Origin of the sequence: Streptomyces sp. S465, assembly GCF_026898115.1 — a bacterium.
GTDB lineage: Bacteria > Actinomycetota > Actinomycetes > Streptomycetales > Streptomycetaceae > Streptomyces > Streptomyces luomodiensis.
The window spans coordinates 241,819-258,842 of sequence record NZ_CP114036.1; the positions used below are offsets into that span (position 1 = coordinate 241,819).

A 17,024-nucleotide genomic window follows, 5' to 3' on the forward strand; every position below is an offset into this window, starting at 1 on the left:
CGGCGGATCACCGTCAGCTACCTGCCGGTCGGTCCGCCGCTCGCCGACGGCACCCCGTGATGGTCGCCGGACCTTCCGGCCTCGCTCAGGCGGCGTCCGCGGCCGGCGTCCGGATGGAGAGCGCGCGCTTCGGGCGGCTGGACCTGTTCAGCCGTACTTCGCCCGGAACGGCCGCGAGGTGTCTGGGGCAGGCAGGTGGTGATCACTCCGGCGAAGATCAGTGCGCAACCGGCCCACGCCGAGGGCGAGAGGTGCTCGTGGAGGAGGAGCACGCCGATCAGGGCCGCGGCCAGGGGTTCGGCGAGGCTGAGCGTCCCGGCCGTGGTCGCCCGCACTCGGCTGAGACCTGTGGTGAACAGCCAGTACGCGGCGGCGGTGGTGGCTATACCCAGCCAGGCGATCAAGGCGAGGGTGGCCTCGTCGCGCAGCGGGGCGGCATCCTCGGCCAGCCAGGGCAGCAGGGACAGGGAGCCCACCAGCAGGGAGAGCGCGGAGAGCGTGGGCAGGTGGGTGGCGGGAGCGACGACGGCCAGCTTCTTGGCGAACACCGTGTACAGGCCGTAGCAGGTGCCGGCGGCCACGGCCAGGAACAGGCCGAGCGGATCCACGTGGGCGCTTCCCGGTGCCAGCAGCAGAGCGCAGCCGGCGACGGCCGCGACCGTGCTGACCAGCCAGGCGGTGCCCATCCGTTCACCGGTGACCCACCGGGCACACAGGCCGGTCGCCGCAGGGGCAGTGCCCAGGGCGATCACCGTGGCCAGAGCCGCGCCGGTCCGCGCCACCGAGGACAGGAAAGCCGCCTGGTAGATGCCCGTCGAGAACGCGCAGATCAGCAACGGGCTCAAGACCGTACGCGCGGCGAGAGCCCGCACCATTTTCGGGCGCACGGTGAACGCCCCCAGGACCAGCCCACCCGTGAGCAGCCGCCACCCGCCGAGGGCCGCCGGCGTCATGGAACTGGACGCCAGCACTTGGGCGGGACCGACAGTGCCCCACAGCACCGCCGCCGCCAGCACCAGACTCGCGCCGAATGCCGGGGCGTTCGTTCGTGTACTCATGACGAGCGAGACTAAGCAGAAGTCCGATCCGATACACCGCTGGGCGCACGTCGTTCGGAGAAAGGCGGATTTCACAGAACGTGATGCGCTGGGCCGGGTCGTTCTGCGCGAACCGCGGAACGATGCACGGCAGACGACGCGGCCGTCATGGGGTTCGGTGAGCGGGGGCAGCGTCTGGAGCCGGGCGAGTGCCCGACGGTGGACGGCCACGGCGGCGCTCAGGACCGTCCGCTGCCCTCGGCGGTGCGGCGCCAGCTGTCACCGCGACCGGCCTCGAGCCACCCGGCGTTCTCGGCGCAGGCCGGAGGCCAGGGCCGCGGCACAACGCGGCACGCCGCGCCTGTGGAAATCCTGTCGCTCCCCGGTGCGCGTGGCATTTAGCCTGAGCGCATGCCTCCCGCGAAGACCTCGTACGTGTGCCTGCCGTGCCGGGCCTCGTACAAGCAGCCCTACCTCGGTGACCACGACCGGCTCTGCCCGCGCTGCGCGAAGCCGATGATCCACGTGGGGTCCGCCTTCGCCGCCCCTCGCCGACGGGACACGCAGGGATGGAGGGTACTTTCCGTGCTGCTCCACGCGGGCGTGCGATTCCACAAGAGCTGCTGTGGAGGTCCCGGCTACCGCCCCCGCACCCTGCACGAGGTACGCGAACGGATGAGGTACGCCCGGACTACCGGGGAGCCGTTCGCCCAGGTGCTCGTCCGCCATGAGCTTCATATGCGGCGGGACCGGTCACCGCGGAGTTGAGCACGGTGCGAACGGGGCCGCGCCCGCCCGCCGTCCGCACCTCCCCTCCAGGACCATCGACGGCTTCGTTCTGTCCCAGCGTGGCCTCAGCGCGGTCTCTCTTCCCGCAGGTCATGGGATGGGACATCCCATTTTTGCCCCGGACCGGCCGTCTTCCGGTGCGGTAGGGGGCCCAACCAGCGAAACTCATTGCTGCGAGCGGGACCGGCACCACCGGCCTCGCTCCTGACGGGGCCCGGGAGGGCCTGGCCGACGCCCCACGGGGGTGGGTATCGGCCGGGCCCGACCGCCCGGTAAGCCGCCTGCGCGATGAGCGAGTCGAGGGCGGCGTCGAGGCTCCGCCGGCCGGGCGCGGGCTTCCGCGATCCTCCGGTCACGCGAAGCCGCCTCGTCGAGGCATCGCAGCGCGAAGCCGAGGGCGGCCTGTTCGCACGACGGCGCACTGGCGGCTCCGCCTCCGTCGGTCAGGGCCACCGTGCCCGAAGACGGCGTCCGATGACCGCGCATCGTCGGCAGAACCTCGGCGAGAGGTGCCAGGCCACGTATTCGATGCCGAACGATGTGCTCCGGCCTCCTCCGGCGGGCCATCGGCGTTTCGGCCAACCAGTCCGCGCGGTGCGCTCTTGCGGGACAAGGGTCCATGCATCCGGCACCTTCCGCCATCCGCGCAGCGCCGGGTTTCACAGACCGGCCGAAAGACAGGTGTTCGAAAGGCGGGCGGCGTCGTTGAACCCGGCGACACCGCCACACCGTCGGGAGGGAGCGACGTTGACAACGGCCGGACCACGCCGCGATACGCCGCAGAACGCGAAAACCACCACAGTCGAGGACGGGATCTCCAACGCGGAGCGCGAGCTCTACGGGGGCAGACTCCGCTACGACCAGTCCTATGTGCGCCACGAGGGCCCGCTGACCCGGCTCTCGTTCGGGCACATGGCCGCCGCGCTGCCGCGCATGGCGGGCATGGTGCTGCGCACCGGCTGGCGGACGGACCCACGGGCCCTGGCCGGCGTCGTCGCGGCCCAGATCGGGCAGGGGGTGACGGCCGCGTGGGGGCTGGTCGCGGTGAACTCCATGCTCACCCGGCTGTTCGCGGACGGCCCGACCGCGGACAAGCTCCGCGACGCCCTGCCGGCGCTGACGGTGCTGGCCGTCACCGCGGTGGGCGCGGCGCTGCTGGCGGCGTGGTCGACGGCGATGTCGGGCCGGCTGGAGCCCCAGGTGGAACGGGCCGTCTCCGCGCGGTACTACGAGGCCGTCACCCGTGTCGAGGTGGAGGCGACCGAGCGGCCGGAGATCCAGCGCGTCCTGGAGGCGGGCAGGTTCGGCACCGACTCCGCCCGCAGCATGCTCCGCCTGTCGGTGGGAGTGGGCAATGTGCTCATCGGCATGGTGGCGGCCGCGGTCGTCCTGGCGTCGCTGCACTGGACCCTCCTGCCGATGCTGCTGGCGATCGCGCTGCCGAAGGGGTGGGGCGCGGTGCGTTCCGCGCGCCGCGAGTACGTCTCACGGCTGGCCTGGGTCGACCACCGGCGGGCGATCGTCTCGCTGCTGTCGTATCTGACCCGCCCGCATGCGGCCGGAGAGATCCGCGTGCACGCGGCCGGGAGCAAGCTGCTGTCGAGCTACCAGGAGATGTCCAGGCAGACGGAGGCCGAGCAGCGGCGGCTGGCCCGTGCGCAGGCCTCCACGGACCTGGTCGCCGGTGGCCTCGCGGGTCTGGCGTCGCTGGCCTGCTACGGGGTCCTGTGGTGGCTGCTGGCGAGCGGTGGACTGCCGCTCGCCGTCGGCGGGACCGCGGTCATCGCCATCCGTAACTCGACCGCACGGCTCACCTCCCTCGTCCAGCAGGTCAACCGCCTCTACGAGGAACTGCTGTTCCTCACGGACACGGAGACCGCCATCGAGCTGGCCACCGAGCACGCCATCCCGTCCGCCGGGGCCCCGCTGCCCTCGTCCGTGCGCGCGGTGCGGGTGGAGGACGTGTCGTTCACCTACCCGGGGGCGGCCTCCCCGTCGCTGACGGGGGTGAGCCTGTCGGTCCACCGGGGCGAGGTGACGGCCCTGGTGGGCGCGAACGGCTCCGGGAAGACCACCCTGACCAAGGTGCTCGCCGGGCTGCTGGTCCCCGGCGAGGGGGAGGTGTGGTGGGAGGGTGAGGACGGCAAACGGGTCGAGCTGCGGGAGGCCGACCGGGCCCAGGTCTTCCGCGCGGTCGGGATGCTGGCGCAGGACTTCCCGCGCTGGGAGATGACGGCCGCCGCGAACGTGGCCATCGGCGCCGGCGACCGTCCCCGGGACATGGACCGCGTCAAGGACGCCGCACGGGCCGCCGATGTGCTGGGGCTGCTCGAAGGACTGCCGCACGGCTTCGACTCGATCGTCTTCAAGGGCTACGAGCGTGGTGTCCAGCTTTCGGGCGGGCAGTGGCAGAAGCTCGGCACCGCGCGCAGCCTCTATCGTGGCGCGCCGTTCCTGTTCGTCGACGAGCCGACGTCGGCGCTCGATCCGCATGCGGAGATCGCGGCGTTCGAAGGACTGCGGTCCCTTGCCCGGGAGGGGTGTGCGGTCGTGCTGGTCACCCACAGGCTCGCGGCGACCGCGACGGCCGACCGCATCTACGTCCTCGAGCAGGGGCGTGTCGTCGAAGAGGGCACCCATGAAGAGCTGATGGCGCGCGAGGACGGCCTCTACCGGGGGATGTTCACCGCCCAGGCCGCGCAGTACGGGCACACCGTCCCGTCGGCGGGCACACTGCCGGCCCCACGGGGATGACCGGCACATCCTGCTCGGCTCAGGCTTCCTCCGCGTCCGTACGGCGACGGGCGAAGTCCACGGTGCGGGCGTAGCAGTCCGTCACCTCCTCGTCGGCCAGGCCCACCCAGAGGTGGTTGCCGCCGGTGACCAGGTGCAGGTCCGGGTGGTGCCCGGCCGCCCGCAGGGCCTCGGCGAGGCGGACGGACTGCCGGGCGGGCACCAGGGCGTCGTCGGTGCCGTGCAGGATGAGGAACGGCGGCGCGTGCGTGCTCACATGGGTGACCGGGCTGGCGTCGCGCGCCGCCTCGGGTCTGTCCGCCGGGGCCCCGCCGAGCAGCATGGCCTCGAAGGAGGCCGGGTCGTGCGGGTCGTAGGCGCCCGGCGGCCGGTCCTCGGCGAGTCCCGGCAGGTCGGTGGGGGCGTACCAGGTGACGCAGCCGGTGATGGTGGCGGTGTCGGTACGGGTGTGCCCGGTCAGTGCGGTCAGGGCGGCGAGGTGTCCCCCGGCGGACTCGCCCCACAGTACGGTCCGCGCGGTGTCGAGGCCGAGGCCGGCGGCGTGGGTGTGGAGCCAGGCCAGTGCGGCGGCCAGGTCGTCGGCCTGGGCGGGGTGCGGCGCCTCGCCGCTGAGGCGGTAGTCGGGGCAGGCCACGGCGAACCCGGCCTGGGCCAACCGGGCGAAGGGGCCCGGCCGCCAGTGGCGGAAGCGCGGGCCGAGATCGTCGCGCAGGCCCGTGCGCCAGGCACCGCCGTGGACGAACACGACGACGGGCACGCATCCGGCGGCGTCCTCGGGCAGCCACAGGTCGACGGTCAGCGGGCGGCTGCCGTCCGGTATCGCGTAGACGGCGCCGCGCAGGAGCCGCACGCCCGCGGCGGGGGCGGCCGGCGGGGGCAGGGGCAGGGCCGCCGGGTCGGGCGGTGCCAGCAGGTGCGGGGGGAGCGGTATGGGGCCGCGGTCGGTCACGAGGGGGACTCCGTAGGTCGGCGGGGAGTGCGGGGCAGGACGCGGCGGGCGTTGGCGGTGGTCAGCGCCCGCCAGCTCACGGCGCCTTCGGGTGCCGGAGCGGAGTCCAGGCCCGCGATGTGGGCCTGGACCGCGGCGGCTGGGGTCCAGCAGTGGTCGCTGCCGTACAGGAGCCGGTCGGTGCCCACCAGTCCCAGCAGGGCGGGGAGCTGACGGGGCAGGACGGGTCCGGCGAGGTCGTAGTAGAGCCGGCCGAGCTGTTCGACGGCGGTGGGCGACTCCGGGCGCGGCGGCATGAACGTGTTCATGAATCCGTCGATACGGTCGGCCAGGACCGGCAGGGCGCCACCGCAGTGCGGCACGATCACGGTGAGGTCGCGGTGGCGCTCCAGGGTGCCCGCCATGAGCAGGTCGGTGACGCTGCGGGCGGTGTCGAAGATGAACTCGATCATCGGCCGGGGGCGGCCGAGGGCGGACCGCTCCCAGCACACCGGGGACGTCGGGTGCAGGAAAACCACCGCGCCGCGCCGGTCGAGCTCGGCCCACACCGGCTCCAGGTCCCCGTTGCCGAGGTAGCTGCCGTGGGTGTTGGTCTCCAGGATCACACCGTCGGCGTGCAGGTCGTCGTAGGCGTAGGCGATCTCCTCCAGGGCGCCGTCGACGTCCGGCAGGGGCAACGAGGCGAACAGGCCGAAACGGCCCGGGTGCTCGCGTACGGTCTCGGCGCCTGCCTCGTTGACCTCACGGGCCAGGCGGCGGGCGGCGGTGTCGTCGCCGAAGTGGATGCCCGGGGAGGAGATCGAGAGCATCGCGGTCTCGATGGCGCAGCGGTCCATCAGCTCCAGGTGGGCGGTGGCCGACCAGGTGGGCCAGGCGGGGACGCCGTCGGGGAGTTCGTGCCCGGCGGCGCGCGCCTGGCGGACGTAGGAGTCGGTGACGAAGTGGGCGTGGACGTCGAGGTATCCAGGGGTGTCGCAGGACATGGGCCCTTCCGGTGTCTTCGGCGGACGGTGCGGGGGGGCGGTGCGGGCGACTCGGCACGTGCTACCGGGGTGTCCGTGCCGATCAGTGGCCGGCGAACGGCGCCTTCGGACAGGCGTGGTCGCTCAGCCGCCGGTGCGCCACTGGTGGTCGGGCAGGAAGCGCACGTCGTACTGGCGCGGCACGCTGGCGAACGCATGCGGCTCCGGCACGAACGGCTCCTGGGGGAGGCCGAGTTCGGCCGTGGGCGTGCCGAGGTTCTCGAAGAACCGCTCGAAGGTTCCGCCGGGGCCCGCGGCCACGCCCACGATGCGGCTGTGATGGCGCTCGATGCGGTAGGCGTGCGGGCAGTTCTTGGGGACGAACCCGAAGTCACCACTGGTGAGCAGCTTCTCGTACTGCTCGCCCGCCAGGTCCTCGACGAACAGGCGCACCGCGCCGTCGGTGATGTAGAAGACCTCGTAGGTGTCCGGGTGGGAGTGAGCGGGAATGGTGTCGCCCTTGGGGCCCTCGCAGGTGAAGAAGTTGAAGGTGTTTTCGGTCTGCTCACCACCGGCGTAGATGGTGAACAGGTCCGTGAAGAGGTGGGCGCGGTCCCCCATGCCCTTCTCGATGAAGTAGGGCCGGCCCGGCTCGGGCGGGATGCGGGAGCTCTGGCGGTAACGGGTGGCGAACTCGATCGTCATGGCGATCCTTCCTGAGGGCGGGTCACGGCTCGTGGGTCGGTGGCGCTTCCCGCCGGCCAATCTAGGACGGGCGGGTGGGAGCGGCCGGCGTAGACTCGGGCAGGCGATGAAGAAAAACGGACAGATCGCGGCCGACCGAGCGGCGACCGGCATCCCGGCCGTGTCGTACCGCCCGACACCCGGTCGGCCACCCGGTCTGGAAGTCCTCGACCTTCCCGGACTCGCCGCCCGCGCCGACGAGCGGGGGCTGCCCCTCACCATGCCCGCGCGTCCGGCCTTCCACCTGATCGTCGCGGTGCGCGGCGGGCGCCTGGAGTGCTCGGTGGACCTCACCTCGTACACACTGAGCGCGGGCGACTGGCTGTGGGTGTGGCCAGGGCAGGTGCTCCGGTTCCCGGACGGAGCCGGTGCCGGCGACGCCACCGCGCTGGTCTTTCCGTCCGGCTTCCCCAGTGCGGCGACGGACGCTCTCATCCGGGACGGCGAGGACATCCCGCACCGTCTCATCACACCGGACCCGCCCCGTCAGGCCGCCTTGCTCGGCCTCCTGGACGCGCTGGTGGCGGAGCACGCCGAGCTGTCCGGCCTGGCGCTGGAGGCATACCTCGAGACACTGCGCAACCTGCTGTCGGTGATCGTCATCCGGCTGGTCCATCTCGCCGACCCGCGACGGCGGAGGGACTCCGGCAGCAGCGAACCGTTCCACCGGTTCCGGCGGGCTGTCGAGGAGGACTTCCACCGCACCCACCGCGTGGAGGACTACGCCGCCCGGCTCGGCTACAGCGCCCGCACCCTCACCCGTGCCACCCGGGCCGCCGTCGGCTGCGGCGCCAAGCGCTACATCGACGACCGGGTGGTGCTGGAGGCGAAACGCCTGCTCGTCCACACCTCGCTGGCGCAGGCCGTCATCGGCGAGCGCGTCGGATTCGCCCTCCCGACGGTCTTCAGCGCGTTCTTCCACCGGCGCACCGGTATGACGCCGACCGAGTTCCGGTCGGTGGCCAGACCCTGAGCAGCGGTCCTCGGCGACTGTCGCCGAGATCGGCGCAGAAATCGGTGCTGTTCGACGGCGCCTTCGACGGGCCGGGAGCGGTGGTCGCGCGGGACGCGATGTCCCTCACCCCTCTCCCCGCGGATCTCCGCCGCCACGTGGACCAGCATCTGCCGGCCGGACCCCGGACGGCATCGCCGGGTGGCGGCCGAGCACGACGACCCCCGCCACCACGGCGAGCAGACCCCCCGCCTGCCAGGCCAGCGCGGCAGGGTCGAGACGCAGCCGGTCGCCGAGGAAGCCGACGCCGCAGACGATCCCGGCCAGGGGCTCGGCCGCGGTGAGGCCCGGCAGGGACATCCGCAGCGGACCGGTCTCGAAAGCGCTCTGCACCAGCATGAGCCCGGTCACCGCGAGCGCGACGATCGTGTAGGGCTGCCAGCTCGTCACCACCGCCATCACACCGCCGGCGCCGAACAACTCGCTCGACATCCGGGTCAGCGCGTCCTGTAGGCCGTACAGCACACCCGCCGCGGCAGCCAGGAACGGCGGCTCCTCCGCCAGGCGCAGATGGCGAGCGACCACGACCAGCGCGAGCGCCGTGGCCAGCACACCGCCGAAGACCAGCCAGAACCGCAGCGCGCCGATCTCCGCCCTGGAGCCGCCGGCCGGCCGGCCGGCCAGCATGAACGCCGCCACCCCACCGCTGAGCAGCACCACGCCCGCCCATCCCGACCAGCCCAGACTCTGACCGCTGAGCCGCCGGGCCAGGGCCATGGCGAACAGCAGATTGGTGGCCAGCAGCGGCTCGACCATGGACACATCGCCCTGGGCGAGTGCCAGCGCCCCGAAGATCTGGCCGACCACCATGCAGCCGATGCCGGCCAGCCACACCCGGTCATGGAGCAGGTCGAGGAGCAGCCGGAAGGACAGCAAGTCGGCCAGGGGCGCGCTCTGCGCCGCGTGCTGCTGCAGCACGAAACCCAGTCCGAGCAGGCAGGCGGCGGTGAGTCCGTACGCGTAGACCACGCTGCCACATCCCGTTCGATGGAGTTACTCGCCGCCCGGCGCAGCGGACTGTCCGCCCACGTCGGCACACGGGAGGTACCCCGCGACCGCGCGGCGGATGCCTCGCCGTGCCCCTCCTCGGCTATCTTTCGCCCGGTTGCCGGTGACCGTCCCTCGATGGTGTGACGGAGGGAAGGTCCCCGTCGCCCAGCAGGTCGGAGCGTGCCAGCACGAGCACGGAGAAGGCCAGCAGCGCACCGCCGGCCATCGCGAGCAGCAGATATGTGCCGCCCCGCACCCGCTCGCCGAACACCGCGACCGCCCACATGACGGAGACGAGCGGATCGGACAGCGTGAGAGCGGGCTGGGCGGCGATCAGGCGCCCGGCATGCATCGCCGACTGGAGCAGGAACATCGCCACCAGGCCGGAGACGGCCATCGCGTAGACCTCCCACCCGGTCAGGACGGCCCCGATGCCGTGCCCCAGCCGGAGCGTCATCGCCTTGACGAACGCGGCCGTCATCCCGAACTGGCACCCCGCGGCCAGTCCGAACCCCGCCGCCCGCCGGGCGCTGCCCACACGCTGGTCCGTCGCGATGTCACCGCGGCGTGCCCACTCGAACGCCGCGAGCGTCAACGCCTCCGTGGCGCCGGTCGCCATCAGCCAGACCTGCCACGGCACGGATCCGGGTGGGCCCGAAGAGGGGGCCAGAAAGTACAGGACCGCGGCCAGTCCGGCCGACATCCCCAGGCAGGCGGCCCACTCGCGGTGCCGCAGCGGCGCGTGGAAAACGCGTGCCGCGATCATCAGGGTCAGGGGCAGTTCGAAGGCGAGGATCGGTGCCACCACGGACAGCTGCCCGCGGTGCAGCGCCGCCGCCTGGAGCAGGAATCCCGCGATCACCCCCAGCACCCCGGCCACCCACACCGGGCGGCGCAGCAGCTGCGTGATCAGCTGCGGCTTCAGCTCGAACTCGACAGGGACTTCCCGGTTCGCCTTCCGTTGCAGCACCGACGCCACGGCGTTGGCGCATGCCGCCAGCACCGACAACACGTACGTCAGCACGGCCATGAAGTGCACCTCGTGACGCTGGAGCCGTACCTCCCCGGGGAGCCCGCCCCCGGTGCGGGGGATGCCTCCAATCTACGGGCCCGCGGCCACCCGGGCTCCCCGGCGGGCGGTCCCCGCCGGGCTGGGCCGCTGCGGTGTCACTCCGGGGCGACGACGCCTCCCGCGGGTGCGGCGGAGGTGTCCGGTCGGTGACCAGGACGTCGGCGAGCGAGAGGTCGCCCAGTGTCATTCGGCGGACAGGCCCCCGCAGCCGAGGATCAGGACGTCGAGGTGGACGTGCGGCCGCTCCTGCGCGGCGCTGATCACTGTCAGGTCGTCCCGGTGCGCGCATTGCGCGGCGACAGCGGCGCAGGTGGTACCGGTGCCGATGCCGACGGCGGCGGCCGCCCTCGACGAGGGCGGCCGCCGCGCGGGCGATCCTGGACGGAGCCCTTCCCGACCATGGTCACCCTGGGCGTGGTCGGGTCGCCGTGCCGCAGGACATCTGCGTCCCCCTGCCGGACACCGTCCCGCTGGAGACCGGCGCCCTGCCGGAGCCTGCCGGGGTCGCGGTGCACGCTCTGCAACGCGCGGGCTACGCGGTCGCCGGGAGCGGTGATCGTCAGCGGGGCCGGGCCGGCCGGCATGATCGTGGCACACCTGGCACACCTCATGGGCGCCGCGTACGTGATCGTCGGCGGGCAGTCCCGGCCGGCAGGCCGGCCGGGACGCTGGGTTCTCAGGTTCTCGAGGCGAGTGCCGTGCGGTCCGCACCGTCGAGCTCCCCGGAGTCCTCTCGCTCGGCGCGGGTGCGCGGTGAGCGGGCCAGGGCGAGGCCCAGCACCGTCAGTGCCTGGCAGGCGATGACGAAGCCGACGACCAGCCAGGGCCCGTCGGCCACGGCCACGAGCGCGGTGGCGATGAAGGGGGTGGTGCCTCCCAGGACCATCACGTTCAGCTCACGGGAGAAGGCGATCGCGGTGAAGCGGTAGCGGGTCTCGACGAGCGGTCCGAAGACCAGCGCTGATGCCACGCCGTACAGGGCGAAGTCGTACCACTCGATGACGGTGCCGATGGAACTGGCGACGACGACTCGTCTGATGGCTTTCAGGTCGACTTCGGGCGCGGAGGGTGTGTGGGTCATGGGGACTCTCTTCAGGATCGCCTTGCGGATCTCACCGTTGAAGTGCAGTGCGACGCCGCTGTCCGGGGGTGCGGCTGGTGCGGCTCTCGGGGGCGGGAGGTTCCCGCGGCGGTCAGGACAGGGGTGAGCGGGGCCCTGCCGTGTAGGACGGTGTTTCTCGTCGCACGGGGCTCACCGCCTCCCGCAGCCGGGGAAGGGCGGCGGGGTCGGCCAGCGCCGACCCCACGGCGACGGCGGCGCACCCTGCCGACAGGAAGCCGGCGGCGTTGTGCGCACCGATGCCTCCGGTGGCGACGAAGTGCACATCGGGGAACGGCGCGCGGTGCGCGGTGATCCAGCCCGTGCCGAGCTGCTCCGCGGGGAACGCCTTGAGCCAGGTCAGGCCGGTGGCGGTGGCGTTGGCGATGTCGGTGGCGGTGGCGACGCCCGGCAGGTGGGGCAGCCGGGCCTGGGCGGAGGCCTCGACGACCTCCGGATGCAGACCGGGGGCCACGGTGAAGGCGGCGCCGATGTCCTGGACCTGCCGCAGGCGTCGCGCGGTGGTGACCGTGCCGGCCCCGACCTGCTTGCCGTGGGCGCGGGCCGCTTCGACGGCGGCCTCCAGGGAGGGCAGGGCCGATTCGGACTGTACGGGGATTTCGACGAGTGTGACGCCGAAGTCCCAGGCGCGGCGGCACAGTTCGACGGTGGTGGCCGGGTCCTGGCCGCGGAAGATGCCGATCACGGGGATGGCGGCCAGGTGCCGGGCGAAGAAGCCGTTGCTGAGGTCGGCGGCGGTCATGGGGTGTTTCCTTTCCAGCCCAGTTCGGTGCTGATCTGCTGGGCGGCCGAGCGGAATTCGTCGAGATGGCCGCGGAGTTCGGCGAGCGGGGCGACCGCGGCCAGGGCGGTGACGGAGATGCCATGGGTGACCTTGCCCCGGGCGTCGAAGACGGGCACGGCGACGCAGTTGATGTAGCCCTCGTGTTCGCCGTTGTCCTCCGCCCAGCCGCGGGCGCGGGTCTCCCGCAGATCCGCGACGAGGGACTCGCGGCTGGTGTGTGTGGTGTCGGTGTAGCGCTCGAACGTGGCCTGGTCGAGGATGCGTTCCTGCGCCGCCGGGTCCTGGTACGCGGTGATCACCTTGGCGACGCCGGCGGTGTGGGTCTGGGCCTGGAGGCCGATGCGGGAGCCCATGGCCACGGTGCCCTTGCCGTCGACCTTGTCGACGTAGACGACGCGGTCGCCGACGAGTTCACCGAGATGGACCGTGTGGCCGTACCGCGCGGCCAGTTCCTGGAGGACGGGGTGGGCCAGGGAGCGCGCCTCGACCTGGTCGAGAGCGAGCTGGCCGTAGGCGATGAGCTGGAAGCCCATGGCGTAGTGGCCACCGGCGTCCTTGCGGACGAATCCGGCCTCCTCCAGGGTCTGGAGGAGTCGCAGAGCCGTCGACTTGTGTACACCGAGGTGTTCGGCGACATCGTTGAGCGAGCGCGGCTGGTGGGAGACGAAGCCGATGATGTCGATGGCGCGGGCGACGGTCTGCGACATGAAGGGGTTCCTCAGTTCCTGTCCTGGGAGCTGCTGCCGGACTCATCCTCCAGCAAGGTGATGACGTCCCCGGCCGCCGGGAGTGTCGTCAGATCGGAGGCGGACGCGAGGACCCGCGAGGCGGCATAGTGTCCGAGTCCCAGCCGCAGGCTCTCCCGCTGTCCGTGGAGCCAGCCACTCAGCCAGCCGGCCGCGAAGGCGTCTCCTGCGCCGACCGGGTCGACGACGCGGACCCGGCGGGAGGGCATCCGTACGGTGCCGGCGCCGGTGAAGGAGACCGCCTCGACGGCGGCGTCCTTCACGATGAGGTGTTCCGGCTTGTCGATCAGGGCGCGGACGCTCTCGGCGTCGGTGGTGCCCCACAGTGCGGCGGCCTCGTCTCGCCCGACGAAGACGATGTCACTGTGCTGGGCGAGGTCGTACAGCGTGTCCGCGGCCCGCTCACCGGGGGCCGGGGGGCCGTCACCCGCGCGCTGCCACAGTACGGGGCGGTGGTTGACGTCGAAGCTGACGGGTGTGTTGGGCCAGGGGCGGTCGAACACGATGTGGCGGGTGAGTTCGGCGCAGCTCGGTGAGAGGGCCGGCAGCACGCCGGACAGGTGGACGACGCGGGGGCTGAGGCTGGTCCATGCCGGGAGGTCGGCGGTGCTCAGGCCGGTGGCCGCCGATCCGCCGCGGTAGTAGGCGACCTGTGTGCCCTGCGGCGTGGGGTCCTTGAAGTAGACGGCGGTCGGGCGGTGGGGGTCGCGGCGCACCAGAGAGGTGTCCACTCCGTGACGGGACAGTACGGTGGTGACGATGTCGCCGAGCCGGTCGGTGCCCAGGGCGCCGGCCCAGTGCGTGGGGTGACCGAGTTCGGCGAGGAGGGCGGCGACGTTGGACTCGGCACCGCCGGGCCTCAGGACGAAGCTGGACTCGGCGTCGAGCCGGCCGCCTTCCTGAGGGGTGACCATCACCATGGTCTCGCCGATGGTGAGGGCGTCGGTGGTGTGCGGGCGGGTCCGGTTGACCGGGTGGGTCCGGTTCATCGGGTGGGTCCGGTTCATCGGGTGGCCTCCGCTTCCCCGGTGCGGATCACGTTGCGCAGTGGCCGTCGTGTGGCCAGGCGCGTGAGGTTGTCGGCGACTTCCCTTGCCCGGTCGCGGTAGGTGTCCTCCGCGGTGGCGGAGTAATGCGGTGTCATGATCACGTTGGTGAGTTCGTGGAAGGGCAGGGGTGAGGGCGGGGTGGGTGCGGGGCCGGCCGGTGTCGTCCAGACGTCGAGCGCTGCCGCGCCCAGCCGCCGGGTGCGCAGTGCCTCGTACAGGCACCGTTCCTGGACCAGTGCTCCGCGGCCGACGTTGACCAGGAGTGCGTCGGGTCCGAGCAGGTCCAGTTCGGTGGCACCGATCAGGTGGCGGGTGGTGTCGTCCAGGGGGCAGGCCAGCACCAGGACGGCGCTTTCGCCGAGGAGGTCGGGCAGGGCGTGGGGTCCGTCCACCCAGGCGAGGTCGGGGTCGTCGGTGCTGCGTTCGGCCGCCGAGCGCCGGATGCCGATGGGGCGCATGCCGACCGCCGAGCACAGCCGCGCGATGGACCGTCCCATGTGGCCGAGTCCCACGATTCCGGCGGTGGTGCCGGGAAGGGTGCGAAAGGTGGGTGCCTCGGGGTCGGCCAGCCGGCTGTGCCAGTGTCCCCGGCGCAGCCGCGCATCGTGCCACAACAGGTGTCTGCGGGCGGCCAGCACGGTCATCAGTACGTGTTCGGCGACGGATCGGCCGTGGCCGAAGGAGTTGGCCACCGTGACCGTGGCGGGGAGATCCTGCCAGGCGATCTGGTCGGTGCCGGCCACGGTGATCTGCAGCAGCCGCAGCCGGTGTCCGGCGCTTCGGGCGAGGTCCGCGGGGAAGAACACGCTGACGCAGGTGTCGGCGGTGGCCAGGTGCCGCTTCAGGCGTTGGGTGTCGGTCAGGGGCACGAAGCGCGCATCGACGCCGTGGTCGGCGAATGTGGTGTCCTCGCGCAGCCAGGGCCAGACGTTGTCGTCGGTGACCACGGCGGTCAGCTGGGCGGTCACGCTCGGGCCTCCGGGGGCGGGCAGGCGCTGGTGTCGACGTACATGCGGTTGTGGACGGGGGTGAGGACGAGTTCGTTGACGCATACCTTCGCGCGCAGGCCCGCCAGCCAGCTGACGGCTTCGGCCACGTCGTCGGGGTCGAGCATGCGCGCCATCTCCTCCTCGGACGGGGGGACGGGCCGGGTGCGCAGGATGTCGGTGACGACCTCGCCGGGACACAGGTGGGTGGCCCGGATTCCGGAACGTCCTTCCTGGTCGTTGAGGGTTTGTACGAGGGCTCCCAGGGCCGTCTTGCTGGCGCTGTAGGCGGCTCCGGCGGCGGACATGTACTGCCATCCGGCCCAGGAGGACACGATGACGACCTGTCCGAAGCCCTTGTGCCGGAAAGCCGGGGAGCACGGTGAGGGCGCAGCGGGTGACCGCGTTGAGGTTGGTGTCGACGACCTGATCGAAGTCGGCGGGGGTGAGGTCGGACCACCAGCGGTTGCGGACGTTGGTGCCGGCCGAGCACACCAGGAGTTCCAGGGGGCCGTCGAGTACGGCGTCGATGTCGGCGTAGGCGGCTGCGACGGAGGCGGCGTCCGTGACGTCGACCGGGATGGCGTGGGCCCGGCCGCCTTGGGCCGCGATGTCCCGGACCACCTCCTCCAGCAGTTCCCTGCGCCGTCCGGAGACGGCGACGACGTAGCCGTCGCGGGCCAGGCGTTCGGCCGTGGCGCGGCCGATTCCGCTGGTGCCTCCGACGACCCAGGCGCCGGGTGCGCGGGTGGGGGCGGTTCGCGTGGGTGCGGGCACGGGTGTTCAGCTTCCGTTGTGGTGCGGGTTGATGAGGATCTTGACGCTGCCCTCGCCCTGTCCCACGGCGTGAAAGGCGTCCTGGCTCCGGGCGAGCGGGAAGGTGGTGACCGGCAGGGTCGCAACGATCGTGTTGCAACATTTGCAACATCGTGGCAGCATATGCAAAAACTAGGGTGCTTGTGCTTAACATGTCAACGGGACGGCAGCGCGTATCCAGCCGGTGGCTGGACAGCATGGCGTTGAACGGCCCGTTCAGGCGGCCCTCGGCGTCGGTGAGCGGGAACAGCTGGTGGCCGGCCGCGCGCGGACCGCCGGTGATCTCCTCGTACAGGGTCCGTTGTGCCGCGGGGAGCCGGTCGGGGTGGACCCGGTTCGTGGGTCCCGTATGGCACTGGGCCCGCACTCACCAGGCCACATCGACCTCGCCCACCTGGATGTACCGCTTCGCCCGCCGGCCCGCGCTGCCGCCCGGTCTGCCCGACCTCGGCGTCTATCACACGGCCGGACTCCCCTACGTACTGGACAACTTGGCGCAGCGCCCCACCTGGCCGTGGCAGGACACCGACCGGCGTCTGGCAGCCGTCATGGCCGACGCCTGGGCGCGCTTCGTCACCTCCGGCGATCCGAACGGCGGCGGCCTGCCCCACTGGCCGCGGTTCACCGGCCCCGACGAGACCCCCGCCCTGGTGTTCGGCGACACCGTGCACCAGGCCGTGCTGCGGGCACCCGCGCGGCCGGATTGACCGGCGTCCCCTCTTCTGAGGCCGCCTCCTCCTCACGAGAAAGGAACATCCCGTGGCACGACTCCCGGGAACCGACGGCGCCGGGGACATCGCGGACCGGATCCGCGGTCGGCGCGGGGGCACCCTGCGCCCTGTGGACCGGATGCTGCTGCACAGCCCACCCCTCGCGGACGGCTGGAACAGCCTGCTCGGCGCCCTCCGGCAACGCGTGGAGCTGCCCGCCGACATCGGGCATGGCCGACCGGCACGCGTGCTGTCGGAGGCGGTGAGAAACGACGGATGAACCGACGGAAGACGTGCCCACTCCGCGGGTCGGCTCAGGGCATGCCGAGCAGATGACCGGCATGTATGGCGGTTCTCCTCTTATGAGGCTTGACGGGACCATACTGTCGACACTTGTCGCAACATCAAGAGGGTCAGTCACCGCGAAAACTCCGCAGTCTGGCGACACTAATGCGCAACGGGAGTCGAAGCCGGGTGGTGTCGGCCTCCAGGGCGACACCACCC

18 protein-coding genes and 1 pseudogene are annotated in these 17,024 nt (G+C 72.1%); 5 read left to right on the top strand and 14 right to left on the bottom strand.

The genetic code is table 11. From position 1 onward, the window contains the following. Positions 1 to 17: 17 nt before the first annotated feature. Entirely contained in the window at positions 18 to 1,058 is a 1,041-nt protein-coding gene (locus N6H00_RS01145) for a DMT family transporter (RefSeq protein ID WP_268969593.1), read from the bottom strand. Between the two features lie 390 nt (positions 1,059 to 1,448). On the opposite strand from N6H00_RS01145, the gene N6H00_RS01150 reads away from it, so the two are divergent. Together N6H00_RS01150 and N6H00_RS01155 are read left to right on the top strand one after the other, a co-directional pair. Further along, positions 1,449 to 1,805, top strand: coding sequence for a deoxyxylulose-5-phosphate synthase (locus N6H00_RS01150; protein ID WP_268969594.1), 357 nt, complete (start codon positions 1,449 to 1,451; stop codon positions 1,803 to 1,805). 768 nt (positions 1,806 to 2,573) lie between these two features. Continuing rightward, positions 2,574 to 4,580 carry an ABC transporter ATP-binding protein gene (locus N6H00_RS01155; protein WP_268969595.1) on the top strand — a complete coding sequence of 669 codons (2,007 nt, stop codon included), beginning with the start codon at positions 2,574 to 2,576 and terminating at the stop codon, positions 4,578 to 4,580. A gap of 19 nt (positions 4,581 to 4,599) precedes the next feature. Here the strand turns inward: N6H00_RS01155 and N6H00_RS01160 are convergent, their stop codons facing one another. From N6H00_RS01160 to N6H00_RS01170, 3 genes are all read right to left on the bottom strand, one after another. After that, a complete protein-coding gene (locus N6H00_RS01160) occupies positions 4,600 to 5,529 on the bottom strand; it encodes an alpha/beta hydrolase (RefSeq protein ID WP_268969596.1) in 930 nt (309 codons plus the stop codon). Beyond that, positions 5,526 to 6,512 (bottom strand): amidohydrolase family protein, encoded by a 987-nt coding sequence (locus tag N6H00_RS01165; protein ID WP_268969597.1) that lies wholly within the window; start codon positions 6,510 to 6,512, stop codon positions 5,526 to 5,528. The genes N6H00_RS01160 and N6H00_RS01165 overlap by 4 nt, the downstream gene beginning before the upstream one ends. A 123-nt stretch (positions 6,513 to 6,635) precedes the next feature. Continuing rightward, positions 6,636 to 7,196, bottom strand: coding sequence for a quercetin 2,3-dioxygenase (locus N6H00_RS01170; protein ID WP_268969598.1), 561 nt, complete (start codon positions 7,194 to 7,196; stop codon positions 6,636 to 6,638). Positions 7,197 to 7,302: 106 nt separating this feature from the next. Between N6H00_RS01170 and N6H00_RS01175 the strand changes: the two genes are divergently transcribed. Further along, entirely contained in the window at positions 7,303 to 8,208 is a 906-nt protein-coding gene (locus tag N6H00_RS01175; protein ID WP_268969599.1) for a helix-turn-helix transcriptional regulator, read from the top strand. A gap of 105 nt (positions 8,209 to 8,313) precedes the next feature. Here N6H00_RS01175 and N6H00_RS01180 read toward each other — a convergent pair whose 3' ends face one another. From N6H00_RS01180 to N6H00_RS01220, 10 genes and pseudogenes are all read right to left on the bottom strand, one after another. Further along, a complete protein-coding gene (locus N6H00_RS01180; protein ID WP_268969600.1) occupies positions 8,314 to 9,216 on the bottom strand; it encodes a DMT family transporter in 903 nt (300 codons plus the stop codon). A 121-nt stretch (positions 9,217 to 9,337) separates the two neighbouring features. Beyond that, positions 9,338 to 10,267, bottom strand: coding sequence for a DMT family transporter (locus N6H00_RS01185; RefSeq protein ID WP_268969601.1), 930 nt, complete (start codon positions 10,265 to 10,267; stop codon positions 9,338 to 9,340). 718 nt (positions 10,268 to 10,985) lie between these two features. Further along, positions 10,986 to 11,390, bottom strand: coding sequence for a hypothetical protein (locus N6H00_RS40390; protein WP_443072890.1), 405 nt, complete (start codon positions 11,388 to 11,390; stop codon positions 10,986 to 10,988). A gap of 112 nt (positions 11,391 to 11,502) precedes the next feature. Further along, the gene (locus tag N6H00_RS01195; protein ID WP_268969602.1) at positions 11,503 to 12,171 is read right to left on the bottom strand and encodes a bifunctional 4-hydroxy-2-oxoglutarate aldolase/2-dehydro-3-deoxy-phosphogluconate aldolase; all 669 of its coding nucleotides are present in this window, start codon (positions 12,169 to 12,171) and stop codon (positions 11,503 to 11,505) included. Next, positions 12,168 to 12,920: an IclR family transcriptional regulator gene (locus N6H00_RS01200; protein ID WP_268969603.1), complete on the bottom strand. Its 753-nt coding sequence runs from the start codon at positions 12,918 to 12,920 to the stop codon at positions 12,168 to 12,170. The genes N6H00_RS01195 and N6H00_RS01200 overlap by 4 nt, the downstream gene beginning before the upstream one ends. An 11-nt stretch (positions 12,921 to 12,931) precedes the next feature. After that, entirely contained in the window at positions 12,932 to 13,966 is a 1,035-nt protein-coding gene (locus N6H00_RS01205) for a sugar kinase (RefSeq protein ID WP_268969604.1), read from the bottom strand. Next, complete coding sequence (locus N6H00_RS01210) at positions 13,963 to 14,976, bottom strand: 2-hydroxyacid dehydrogenase (protein ID WP_268969605.1); 1,014 nt, start codon at positions 14,974 to 14,976, stop codon at positions 13,963 to 13,965. Before N6H00_RS01210 ends, N6H00_RS01205 begins: the two co-directional genes overlap by 4 nt. Beyond that, positions 14,973 to 15,425 carry an SDR family oxidoreductase gene (locus tag N6H00_RS01215; RefSeq protein ID WP_268976821.1) on the bottom strand — a complete coding sequence of 151 codons (453 nt, stop codon included), beginning with the start codon at positions 15,423 to 15,425 and terminating at the stop codon, positions 14,973 to 14,975. The genes N6H00_RS01210 and N6H00_RS01215 overlap by 4 nt, the downstream gene beginning before the upstream one ends. Further along, positions 15,364 to 15,771 (bottom strand): annotated as a pseudogene (locus N6H00_RS40395) (SDR family NAD(P)-dependent oxidoreductase); the annotation flags it as partial. The pseudogene N6H00_RS40395 and the gene N6H00_RS01215, both read right to left, overlap by 62 nt. A 6-nt stretch (positions 15,772 to 15,777) precedes the next feature. Beyond that, positions 15,778 to 15,933, bottom strand: coding sequence for a hypothetical protein (locus tag N6H00_RS01220; protein WP_268977288.1), 156 nt, complete (start codon positions 15,931 to 15,933; stop codon positions 15,778 to 15,780). 215 nt (positions 15,934 to 16,148) lie between these two features. Here N6H00_RS01220 and N6H00_RS01225 point away from each other — a divergent pair, with 215 nt between their 5' ends. Further along, entirely contained in the window at positions 16,149 to 16,517 is a 369-nt protein-coding gene (locus N6H00_RS01225; RefSeq protein WP_268969606.1) for a carboxylesterase family protein, read from the top strand. A gap of 52 nt (positions 16,518 to 16,569) precedes the next feature. Next, a complete protein-coding gene (locus tag N6H00_RS01230; protein WP_268969607.1) occupies positions 16,570 to 16,800 on the top strand; it encodes a hypothetical protein in 231 nt (76 codons plus the stop codon). Positions 16,801 to 17,024: the final 224 nt, after the last annotated feature.